Source organism: Pseudoalteromonas sp. BSi20495 (genome assembly GCF_000241185.1).
GTDB classification, from domain to species: domain Bacteria; phylum Pseudomonadota; class Gammaproteobacteria; order Enterobacterales; family Alteromonadaceae; genus Pseudoalteromonas; species Pseudoalteromonas fuliginea.
This window is the reverse complement of record NZ_BADY01000133.1, coordinates 1-11,466: the sequence shown is the minus strand read 5'-3', so window position 1 is coordinate 11,466 and position 11,466 is coordinate 1. Positions and strand designations below refer to the sequence as shown.

At 39.0% G+C, this 11,466-nt stretch carries 8 protein-coding genes and 1 pseudogene; 5 read left to right on the top strand and 4 right to left on the bottom strand.

Annotation, left to right across the window (positions count from 1 at the left end; translation table 11 throughout):
- Positions 1–373 (top strand): N-6 DNA methylase (locus tag P20495_RS20895; RefSeq protein ID WP_033016212.1); only part of this gene is annotated, 373 nt, incomplete at its 5' end.
- A gap of 515 nt (positions 374–888) precedes the next feature.
- Here P20495_RS20895 and P20495_RS04660 read toward each other — a convergent pair.
- Complete coding sequence (locus P20495_RS04660; RefSeq protein ID WP_008138090.1) at positions 889–2,073, bottom strand: NAD(P)/FAD-dependent oxidoreductase; 1,185 nt, start codon at positions 2,071–2,073, stop codon at positions 889–891.
- A gap of 308 nt (positions 2,074–2,381) precedes the next feature.
- On the opposite strand from P20495_RS04660, the gene P20495_RS04665 reads away from it, so the two are divergent.
- Positions 2,382–4,172, top strand: a complete 1,791-nt coding sequence (locus P20495_RS04665; protein WP_008138088.1) for a S8 family peptidase — start codon at positions 2,382–2,384, stop codon at positions 4,170–4,172.
- Positions 4,173–5,103: 931 nt separating this feature from the next.
- On the opposite strand, the gene rpmG is transcribed toward P20495_RS04665, so the two are convergent.
- The 3 genes from rpmG to radC form a co-directional block, all read right to left on the bottom strand.
- The gene (gene rpmG, locus P20495_RS04670; protein ID WP_004335545.1) at positions 5,104–5,259 is read right to left on the bottom strand and encodes a 50S ribosomal protein L33; all 156 of its coding nucleotides are present in this window, start codon (positions 5,257–5,259) and stop codon (positions 5,104–5,106) included.
- A gap of 11 nt (positions 5,260–5,270) precedes the next feature.
- Positions 5,271–5,507: a 50S ribosomal protein L28 gene (rpmB, locus tag P20495_RS04675; RefSeq protein ID WP_004335549.1), complete on the bottom strand. Its 237-nt coding sequence runs from the start codon at positions 5,505–5,507 to the stop codon at positions 5,271–5,273.
- 271 nt (positions 5,508–5,778) lie between these two features.
- Complete coding sequence (gene radC, locus P20495_RS04680; protein WP_007378615.1) at positions 5,779–6,453, bottom strand: DNA repair protein RadC; 675 nt, start codon at positions 6,451–6,453, stop codon at positions 5,779–5,781.
- 142 nt (positions 6,454–6,595) lie between these two features.
- Here radC and coaBC point away from each other — a divergent pair, with 142 nt between their 5' ends.
- The 3 genes and pseudogenes from coaBC (at position 6,596) to P20495_RS04700 (ending at position 11,396) form a co-directional block, all read left to right on the top strand.
- Complete coding sequence (coaBC, locus tag P20495_RS04685; RefSeq protein WP_008138084.1) at positions 6,596–7,789, top strand: bifunctional phosphopantothenoylcysteine decarboxylase/phosphopantothenate--cysteine ligase CoaBC; 1,194 nt, start codon at positions 6,596–6,598, stop codon at positions 7,787–7,789.
- Between the two features lie 111 nt (positions 7,790–7,900).
- Positions 7,901–8,488 carry a nucleoid occlusion factor SlmA gene (gene slmA / locus P20495_RS04690; protein ID WP_007378613.1) on the top strand — a complete coding sequence of 196 codons (588 nt, stop codon included), beginning with the start codon at positions 7,901–7,903 and terminating at the stop codon, positions 8,486–8,488.
- A 140-nt stretch (positions 8,489–8,628) separates the two neighbouring features.
- Positions 8,629–11,396 (top strand): annotated as a pseudogene (locus P20495_RS04700) (prolyl oligopeptidase family serine peptidase).
- Positions 11,397–11,466 lie beyond the last annotated feature (70 nt).

The following is an 11,466-nucleotide window of genomic DNA, read 5'->3' as shown; positions in this document are numbered from 1 at the left end:
AGCATTCGAACCTTACTCAAAAGTTAATACAGCCATCTTAGTCATCGAAAAAAGTACTAAAAAATCTTCTGTAACTTTCATTGATTTAAACAAAAGACTAAATGAAATTGAGCCTCAAGATACTCAGGATATTCTTAAGTTAAGTCAAAGGGAGTCACCTGATTCATTATTGCCTCACTCAATAGTAAGTTTAAATGAAATAAAAGAAAATGGTTTTGATTTCAGGGCTTCTAGATATATAAAAAAGAGAATTGATAAAGTATATAGCACCCCGAATGAGCTTAGAGATAATATAAATGCCAAAGAAAAAGAGTTAGAGAATGTTCGTTTAAAGATCGAAAGTTTAATTGGGCTAATGGAGCAAGAAAAATGAAAGAGCTAATGGTATTAATTTGTAAAAGCAAACCTTTAGTTTTGACGCTTGCTATATGCGCCATAATTCTTGCTGTTGGAGTTTCGTGGGCGCTCATTGACTCTAAAAAAGTGACATATGTAAATGGCACTGTAAAATTTGAACTAACTAAAAATTAAGTAGTAATGGCATGGATTGGTTAAATAATAAAAATACACTTGTGAGTATACGTAACAACATTGACTATTATTCGATTCTGATCAAAAAATATAATATGTCTGAATTTAATTTTAAAACTCAACTTCACAATTTGTAGGTGTTTTTGAAAACTACGGAGTGCGTAGGAACTAGACTCCAACATTTTTATATTTATTAAACATTAAATACCGCATGTGAAAATTAAAAGTAATACAGTTTACTTGTTTGCAAAGTAAACAATTTATCTGCGATAATTATTCACTGCCTCAGTAGTTCTAAGTAAACTGCACCATAACGATATAGTTTTGGATATCCACTATCTATACTTCCTAATCAATCTAAGCATACTGCCCACAAGCAAATCCACAGCTCCAAGCATACTGGAAATTGTAGCCCCCTAACCAACCCGTTACGTCAGTTACTTCGCCTATAAAGTATAGGCCTTTAGCTTTTTTAGCTTCAAAGGTTTTTGAGCTCAACTCGTCGGTATCTACACCGCCCAATGTTACTTCTGCTGTTCTATAGCCTTCTGTGCCATTGGGTTTAATTTGCCAAGCGTGAATGTAATTTACTAACTCATCTATTTGAGCATGTGTAAGCTGATTAATATTACAATCTGGTATCGCTTTGCTTTCGTGTAGTATTTCTATAAAGCGTTTAGGTAAAATAGTTGCAAGGCTGTTTTTTAACGACTTTTGGGCTTGCGTTTCTCGCCAATCAGCAAGTTGCTGCCTTAAATCAATTTCAGGTAATAGGTTTATAGTTACAGCCTGCCCTGCTCGCCAAAATGAGCTTATTTGCAATATTGCTGGGCCCGATAACCCTCGGTGAGTAAAGAGGATATTTTCTTTAAATACGGTGCCGTCTTCGCTTGAAACTTCACATGGAATGCTAATTCCCGAGAGCCCTTCAAAACGCTCTTTATCATGCTGATGCAAAGTAAACGGCACAAGTGCAGCCATAGTTGGTAACACGCTTAAGCCAAACTGCTCTGCAATTTTATAACCTATTGGTGTAGCCCCTAGTTTTGGCATAGTTAAGCCACCTGATGCTATAACTAGCGACTCACAGCTTAAGGTTTCTTGCTCTGTCGTAACGCTATAGCCGGTTTCGGTTTTTGATACGCTGATCACTTCATTGCGTAGTTTTATATTTACCCCTGCCCACTCACATTCGGTCAGTAAAATATCAACAATGTCTTGTGCATTGTTATCGCAAAATAGCTGGCCTAGTGTTTTATGGTGATACGCTAATCCGTGCCTGTCCACCAGCTCAATAAAGTCATGCTGTGTATAGCGACTTAAACATGATTTAACAAAATGAGCATTTGCGCATAAGTAGTTATCGGGGGTTGCATTTTCATTTGTAAAATTACAACGCCCACCACCACTTATTAAAATTTTACGACCTGGTTTTTTCCCCATATCAAGTACTGTAACGCTTCGGCCACGGTATCCTGCTTGCGCTGCACACATTAATCCTGCAGCTCCCGCACCTATTACTATTACATCTACTTGGGTCATTTATTTATCTCGTTAAAATTTTTTTCGATTATAGCAAAGTTTAACAACAAACAGCGCGCAATCATTATCAATAATAACGCAACAAAATAAACCAGAAAAACAACCAATAATATTAACAAATCATAAAAAGCACGAAATACCCTAAAAACAACGACAAAAGTATTAAAAAATCATTAAAGTTCTTAGTTATAACCAAACAAAATACATAAAACGAAATTAATACTTTAACTTTGTTAACAAATGCTTTACTTTTGTTCCTACATCGTGAGCATTAATCACGAAATTACTAATAAAATCTAGGAAAAATTATGACAACAAGAAAAACTTTTCAAAAGTGCGCTATAGCTTTAACTGTAAGTACGCTTTTTTCAGCAACATCAAGTATGGCAAATCCAGCTCAAGCAATTGCTCCTTCAATGGCTGAAACCACAGCAAAACTACAAATCCAAAGCGGTTTTGAAACCCAATTCATTATTAAATATAAAAATAACAATAATGAAATAGCCACTTTTTCAACAGCGAGCGCTAACTCATCAAATATGAAACAACGCGCTCAACGTTTTGTTAAAAACTTTTCGTCTAAAAAAGGGAAGGTAAAAGGTAAATATGTACGTGCAATGGCACTTAATAATCACCATGTTATGCGTGCAGACAAGAAGCTAAATGCAGCCGAAGCGCAAGAGTTTATGCAAGACGTTATTGCTTCTGGCAATGTTGAATACATTGAAGTCGATCAAATGTTGCAACCTTTTTCGACACCTAATGATCCTCGCTTTGATGATCAATGGCATTACTACGAGCAAGCGGGTGGTCTAAACTTGCCAGCAGCATGGGATACAGCAACAGGTAGTGGCGTAGTGGTCGCGGTGCTTGATACAGGCTACCGTCCTCATGCTGATTTGAATGCAAATATTCTCCCTGGTTACGATATGATTTCTAACTTGTCGGTAGCAAATGATGGCGGTGGTCGTGATAGCGATGCTCGCGATCCTGGCGATGCAGTTGCAGCAAATGAATGTGGTTCTAACGGTGCACAAAACTCTAGCTGGCATGGTACGCATGTTGCCGGCACAGTTGCTGCTGTCACTAATAATGGTGAAGGTGTTGCTGGCGTTGCTTATAATGCAAAAGTAGTTCCTGTTCGTGTGCTTGGTAAGTGTGGTGGTTTAACATCTGACATTGCTGACGGCATTATTTGGGCATCAGGTGGAAGTGTTTCAGGCGTTCCTGCAAACTCAAACCCTGCGGATGTAATTAACATGAGTTTAGGTGGCAGCGGTTCATGTAGTTCTACAACGCAAAATGCGATTAACACAGCGCGTAGCAATGGTACCGTTGTGGTTATTGCAGCTGGTAACGATAACGACAACTCAGCAAACTACAATCCAGGTAACTGTAGCGGTGTAGTAAACGTAGCATCGGTTGGGCGCAACGGCGGTCGCGCTTATTACTCAAACTACGGTAGCAATATTGATGTTGCAGCACCTGGCGGCGCACAAAGTTTTGCAAACGACTCTGAAGGCGTTCTATCAACTTATAATACAGGCTCGTCAACACCTTCAAGTGATAGCTACGGTTTTTCACAAGGTACATCTATGGCAGCTCCTCATGTTGCTGGTGTTGCAGCACTTATTAAGCAAGCTAAACCAAATGCTACGCCTGATGAAATAGAAAATATTCTAAAATCGACAACGCGTTCATTCCCAGCTTCATGTAATAACTGTGGTACTGGTATTGTAGATGCAGCAGCCGCTGTTGCTGCAGCAAGTGGCGGTACGACAACAACACCACCTGCAGCCGGTGGTGGCTCCGTAAGTGATGTAAGTGCTAATGCTGGTCAATGGAAACATTACACCCTAGATGTACCTGCCGGTATGTCTACATTTACCGTAACAACATCAGGTGGGACTGGCGATGCTGACTTATTTGTTAAATTTGGTAGCCAACCAACAGCATCAAGTTACGACTGCCGTCCATATAAAAATGGTAACGCTGAAACATGTACATTCTCAAGCCCACAAGCAGGAACATGGCATTTAAGCGTTAACGCTTACAGCACATTCTCTGGCTTAACTCTTACCGGACAATATCAGCCATAATTTATTGAAACAACTCCCTGAGAGCAAAGGTCAAGCTGAAAAGCTTGGCCTTTTTTTATTTAAAAACAATTTATAGCAACTCGGATTACGCCAATCTGCTTATATGGGTTTATTTAACGATAAGATAATTGCGCAATAACAAGGTGAAGTATGACTATAGTTGTTATCACTAATTACTCAGTGCCTTACTTTATCCCCTACATCCATACAGTCGACTATGAATCATTTTTAATACGGTGAGTAATACCAATCCGCAATAATACTTAATCAATTTGGGGGATTAAATCTGACGCTAACTGTGTTAAAAATTTCTGATATAGGACAACTAAATAACGAAATTTTTGCCTTGTTATCAACACGGCTTTCTCACCTCAAAGTAGATCTCTTAATTAGGATATGTTGTTCTTTCAAGGTTGAATTTGCAGCATTCTGTTTGGTATTTAGGCAAGGCAGAGCCTATGCAGTGTGGCTATTCCCCATAAATGGGCGATAACGTAGCATTAATACCAAACAGGCGCTGCCCAAAGGGTTCTTCCTAGGGGCTATTTATTCTTTGTTGCCTGCATGGATGTAGGTAAGGGGCGTGAGCAGGACGCGGAAGCTTTGCTCGGTTTTTACTTATTCTTACATGGATGTAAGCCAGTAGAGTAACGCAGGAGCAGTTACCGAGCCCACTAGGTTACAAATCTCGCGCCATGATTAAATAGCCCCTAGTTTGAACAAATTTTAATCCGCAAAGATCAACAGACCCCAGAAAATTGGTATAATTAAGAAATTAAAGCTATGTAGTTAACCTGAACTCTGGATAATAAATCTATCTCAAGCAGAGTTCAGGTTAGTTAATTATTCAAACCAATATTAAATTACTTAACCACAAAAACAAAAAACCCAGCCTAGGCTGGGTTTTTACATTCTAAAAGAAGAACTAAAATTACTTAATTTTAGCTTCTTTAAAAAGAACATGTTTACGAATCTTTGGATCAAACTTTTTGATTTCCATCTTCTCAGGCATGTTACGTTTGTTTTTGTCAGTAGTGTAGAAAAAACCAGTACCGGCAGTTGAAACTAAACGGATTTTATCGCGCATGATTCAGATCCTTAAACTTTAACGCCGCGAGCACGGATTTCTGTAAGAACCGTGTCGATGCCTTTTTTATCGATAATACGCATACCTTTAGTAGTAGTGCGTAATGTTACAAAACGTTTTTCACTTTCAACCCAAAAACGGTGTGTTTGTAGGTTAGGTAGGAAACGACGTCTAGTCGCGTTTCTCGCGTGTGAACGGTGATTACCAACCGCTGGACGCTTACCTGTAACTTGACATACTTTAGACATGTCTATATATCTCCAATAACTTCGCTCGAGCTTAATTTAATCTAAGGCCGTGTATTTCTGCCCTAGAGATAAATCGAAGGGCGCTCTTTATACAGCTTTTACAGGCAAAGATCAAATACTGATCTATCCAACCAGCTCATATGTAAATTTGATAGCGGCCAATTATAAAGATCGAATGCCCTTAGGGAAAGTAAAAACTGCATTTAAATTAAACTAATTTGCCAAAACGTATTAAACAGCTCATTTTTAGCACATTTATCTATCTAAGGAGCTAAATTAGGCCTCGCTCAGCAAACGAAACACAAGTTTCACCGCCAACAATGATGTGATCGAGCACACTTATGTCGACCAATTGCAGCGCTTGTTGTAATTTATTAGTGATGAGTTTATCTGCTTGGCTTGGCTCTGCAATGCCACTTGGGTGATTATGGGCAAAAATAACAGCAGCCGCATTATTCTTTAGCGCAGCCTTTACCACTTCACGCGGATAAACACTGGCAGAATTAATTGTGCCATAAAAAAGTATTTCGTCTTTAACTAAACGATTTTGACTATCGAGATATAACACCATAAACACTTCTTGCTGCAAACCACGCATTTGAATTGTCAGGTAATCGTAGACTGAATTTGGCGAATTAAATACGGCGTCTCGTTGGCAACGTTCCTGCATGTAACGTTGACTTAACTCAAGTACAGCTTGTAGCTGCACATACTTAGCAGTTCCTAACCCCTTTTGAGAGCAAAACTCTTCAATACTGGCGTTAAATAAATTATGCAGTGTTTTATTTTCATTCAATAAATGTTGAGCCAGCTCAATAACATTCATACCCGGTAACCCAGTACGTAAAAATATAGCTAGAAGCTCTGCATCACTTAATGCTTTGGCCCCTTTTTCAATGAGCTTTTCACGAGGGCGAAGCGAATTAGGTAGTGCAGTGAGTTGCATTATTCATCCTTGAGGAGCAAAAGTGTTCTATAAATGTAATGCAAAATTCAAATTTTGCCCGTTATTTTAGTATTAAAACTTAGCTCAATAAGCAAAGATTTGTTATTTTAGACACAATATTAAATAAGACTGATAAACAACCATGATCACTTTAACGAACAAAAAAATTGTACTTGGCATTAGCGGTGGTATTGCGGCTTATAAATGCGCTGAGCTAGTAAGGCGATTAAAAGATTCTGGTTGTGAAGTAAAAGTAGTCATGACTGAATCCGCTAAGCACTTTATTACACCATTGACTATGCAAGCTGTAAGCGGCGAAATTGTCTCAGATTCATTATTAGACCCTTCAGCCGAAGCTGCAATGGGCCATATTGAATTTGCAAAATGGGCTGATCTAATTTTAGTTGCTCCTGCAACGTGTAATATTATCGCCAAAATGGCCGCTGGTATTGCTGATGATTTACTAACTACGCTGCTACTGGCGACACCTGCAAAAGTAGCTGTTGCGCCAGCAATGAATCAACAAATGTATGCCCACGCAGCCACACAGGCTAACTTGGCAACGCTAAAGGCACGTAACGTACTTATTTGGGGACCAGGCAAAGGCGAGCAAGCTTGTGGCGATGTTGGCGCAGGACGCATGCTAGAGCCACATGAACTTGTCCAGCTATGTATTACAAAAGAGCACCCACAACTGCTTGTTGGCAAAACAATTACAATAACAGCAGGTCCAACGCGAGAGCCACTCGATCCGGTGCGTTTTATATCAAATCACAGCTCAGGGAAGATGGGCTACGCACTTGCAGAAGCGGCTTTATTACTTGGCGCAAAGGTTAACTTAATTTCAGGCCCTGTAACTATAAAAGCCCCTACTGGCGCAAATCTTATTAATATAGAAAGCGCTGAGCAGTTATTAACTGAATCACTTGCTTACGCGCCACAATCAGATGCTTTTATTGGCTGTGCTGCTGTTGCAGATTACCGAGCTGCAAATATTGCGACTCAAAAAATGAAAAAGCAAGGCGACGAACTCACACTGACTTTAACTAAAAACCCTGACGTAATTGCTGCTGTTGCTAATCTTAAGCAAAACCGCCCTTATACAGTAGGGTTTGCCGCTGAAACACAAAACGTAGAAAACTACGCTAAAGGTAAACTAAAAAACAAAAACCTAGATATGATTTGCGCTAATGACGTGTCAAAAAGTGGCTTAGGGTTTAATTCCGATCATAATGCTTTAACACTGTACTGGCATAATGAACAACTAGAATTACCACCAACAAGTAAAACAGAAATAGCCCGCAAGGTGATCGAACAGCTGGCCAAACATCTATAAAAAGGCTGGAAACAAACTGAATAAAACATTAACATACGCCATTCATTTGAACAAAAAATGACTAGGGTTCTTAACTGCGCCACTAAGAATAACTAATAAAAAGGAATGTTCATGCCTGCGACAAAAAGAAGTAATCGCAAAGAGCAAATACTGCAAGCACTCGCACAAATGCTAGAAACCAGCCCAGGGCAACGAATCACTACAGCTAAGCTAGCTGCTGAGGTAGGTGTATCTGAAGCTGCGCTATATCGCCACTTTCCGAGCAAAGCACGTATGTTTGAGGGCTTAATTGAGTTTATTGAAGATACTCTTTTATCGCGCATTAACCTTATTTTAGAAAACGAAAAAGAAAGCCAAGCACGTATATATAATATTTTATTGCTGCTACTCACATTTGCTGAAAAAAACCCAGGTATTACACGTATTCTAACTGGCGATGCTCTGCAAGGTGAACAAGAGCGATTACGTGAGCGTGTACAAAGTTTTTTTGAAAAACTAGAAACTCAGTTTAAACAAGTACTTCGTGAGAGAAAGCTTCGTGAAGGTAAAAACTTTCAAAGTGATGAGCTTACGCTTGCAAACTTTTTACTTGCTTACGTTGAAGGAAAAATGAATCAGTTTGTACGTAGCGACTTTAAAGTTAAACCAAGTACTCAATTTGAAAAACAATGGCTTGAGCTACAAAAAATTTGGCTGTAATGTTTGCTAAATTAATAAATTAAATACGATAAAACGACCTACGGGTCGTTTTATCGTATATAGCTGCCATTTATCTGATCCGCTCGAATTATGAACCAAACTCGTTACAATGAAACAATGTCATAATACGAGAATCAATAATGAAAACAAAACTCACCTTATTAAGCACGGCACTCATTGCCAGCTTAACTAGCACCGGCATACACGCCAAAGAATCGCTACAATTTAAAGACGTATTTAGTTTTAAATCAGCTAAAAGCACGCAACTATCTGACAATGGCCAAGTACTCACTTTTAGTGCAACGCCGTATCGAGGAAATGCAACTGGCCAAGTTTACTCACTACAAAGCAATACACTCATCGCAGAAGTAGAACGCGGTACAAAGCCTCATATTAATAAGGCCGCTAACTGGGTCGCTTTTACACAAGTACCTACCTTACTTGAAAAAGAAACAACCAAAAAAAAGACACACTTAAAAACAATCTGGTACTCGTAAACACACAATCAGGTGCTCAACAAAGCTTTGCTGATGTAAAAGATTACACGTTATCTGATGATGGTATGTGGCTTGCTTATCGTTTAAATAAAAAAGACGATGACGCAAAAGTAGAAGATAAAACCGATAGCGCTAAAAACGAAGAAGACAACGCTATCACGCCCGATAAAAAAGATAAGAGCTATCCACTTGTTATCGTAAATTTATCTGATAAACGCAGCCATACAATAGAAAACGTATTTAGCTACGCAATTAACTCAGCTAACAGCCAGCTATTAGTGAGTCAAAGTTACAGCGACGGTAATAACAACCAAATAGCGTTAATTGAGCTAAGTGACTTTAATAGCAGTGTATTAATTGATGAACCGGGCGTAATCGCAAATAAAATAGCGTGGCACCCAACTGACAATATTGCAGCATTTACATTGGGTAACTATGTAAATGATGACACGCGCCGTCGAAGCTACACTTTACAGCTATATAAAAACGAGAAGCTTGCAACTATAGATTCACCTAATAAAGCATGGACCCTAGGTAAAACAGCATCCCTTAAATGGTCAGAAAATGGCGAGCGCTTATATTTTGAAAACCATCCAAAATTAGCAGCTAAAGTAAAAGCCAAAGAATATACCGACGAAGCCTCATTGTACGACTTTGATACCATACGTGAACATAAAGGTTTAGATGTATGGCACAACAACGATGCGCAAATAAAACCGCGTGAAGAACAGCAATGGAACGAAGTTAATAAAAACCGCCATTACAGCGCGGTATATCACGTTAACTCGCAAAAAGTGGTACAGCTCAGTACCACTAATATGCCTGAGGTTGCACTAAACCCTCAGCGAGATGTATCTTTACTTGGCTCATCTAACATCCCCTACCTAGAAAAAATAATGTACGGCGGTTTTTTTGCTGATTACTTTGCAGTAAATATAAACACCGGTAAACAAACTCCCATTATTAGTAACTATCCGTTTAGACCAAGCCTTGCACCAAACGGTGAATTTGCAGCTTATTTTAACGATAGCCAAATACAGCTAAAAGATTTAAAAAATAATAAAGTAACGCCGCTTACAAAAGCGATTCAGGCAACCTTTGCTGATGATAAACACGACTACCCGTCTACTCAGCCTGGTTATGGTTTTGCTGGCTGGATGACCGATAGCAGCCAAATACTTGCTTACAGTAAATACGATATTTGGGCGTTTGACGTAAAAACGCAGCAAGCTAAACGCCTAACTAATGGTAAGCAAAGCAATACGCAGTACCGTGTTATTAAGCTTGATAAAACCCAAGTGGGCTTTAAAAAAGACGATACATTACTTGTCTCTGCTATTAATTTACAAACTAAACAAAGCGAAGTTGCAAAACTCGACTTAACCACTAATACAATAACTAACGTGCTTAGCGGTAATAAACGCTTTGATATGGTTAAAAAAGCCAAAAAGGCTGACAAGTACTTATTTACCTCGCAAACTTATAGCCAATTTCCTGATTACTACCAAACAGACTTTAGCTTTAATTCACCAAAACAAGTGACCACCCTAAACCCAGAAATTAGTAATTTTGCGTGGGGCGAAAAGCCAGAACTAATAAGCTATAAAGGCTTTGATGGCGAAGACTTACAAGGCGTACTAATAAAACCAGCGGGCTATAAAAAAGGCGATAAAGTACCTGTGGTTGTGTATTTTTACCGTTACATGAGCCAGCGTATGTATGACTTTCCAAAAATGGAATTAAACCATCGCCCTAATTTTCCTATGTTTACCTCAAACGGTTATGCGGTATTTTTACCTGATATTCGCTTTGAAATAGGTCACCCGGGTAAATCGTCAACGCAAACCATGATAAACGCCACCCAAAAGCTTATTGATTTAGGTATAGCTGATAAAAACAAAATTGGCTTACAAGGGCACTCATGGGCAGGTTATCAAAGTGCGTTTATGATAACCCAAACAGATATGTTCAAAGCGGTTGTATCAGGTGCACCAGTATCAAACATGACCAGTGCTTATAGCGGCATTCGATTAAAATCGGGTCTTGCTCGTCAATTCCAATACGAAACAGGGCAAAGCCGTATAGGTAAAAACTTATTTGAAGCACCAGATCTGTACATAGAAAACTCACCGGTGTTTTTTGCAGACAAAGTGAATACGCCTATTTTAATAATGTCTGGTGATAAAGATGATGCCGTACCTTGGCATGAAAGCGTGCAGTACTACTTAGCACTTCGTCGTGCAGGTAAAGATGCAACCTTTTTACAATACGAAGGTGAACCGCATCACTTGAAAAAGTTTCCTAATCAGGTCGACTTTTCTGTGCGTATGATGCAGTATTTTGATCATTACTTAAAAGGTAAACCTGCTGCTAAATGGATGGTTGAAGGTGAGGCCTTTATTAAAGAGTAGTACCAATCTGCATAGAGTTAAATAGACCTCATATCTAAACAGGTTGGTATAATACCAACCTGCATAAATC

Coding starts and splice junctions, on each gene's coding strand:
- rpmB (WP_004335549.1), bottom strand. CDS start 5,507: ATGTCTAAAGTATGTCAAGTTACAGGTAAGCGTCCAGCGGTTGGTAAT.
- slmA (WP_007378613.1), top strand. CDS start 7,901: ATGCCTGCGACAAAAAGAAGTAATCGCAAAGAGCAAATACTGCAAGCA.
- coaBC (WP_008138084.1), top strand. CDS start 6,596: ATGATCACTTTAACGAACAAAAAAATTGTACTTGGCATTAGCGGTGGT.
- radC (WP_007378615.1), bottom strand. CDS start 6,453: ATGCAACTCACTGCACTACCTAATTCGCTTCGCCCTCGTGAAAAGCTC.
- P20495_RS04665 (WP_008138088.1), top strand. CDS start 2,382: ATGACAACAAGAAAAACTTTTCAAAAGTGCGCTATAGCTTTAACTGTA.
- rpmG (WP_004335545.1), bottom strand. CDS start 5,259: ATGCGCGATAAAATCCGTTTAGTTTCAACTGCCGGTACTGGTTTTTTC.
- P20495_RS04660 (WP_008138090.1), bottom strand. CDS start 2,073: ATGACCCAAGTAGATGTAATAGTAATAGGTGCGGGAGCTGCAGGATTA.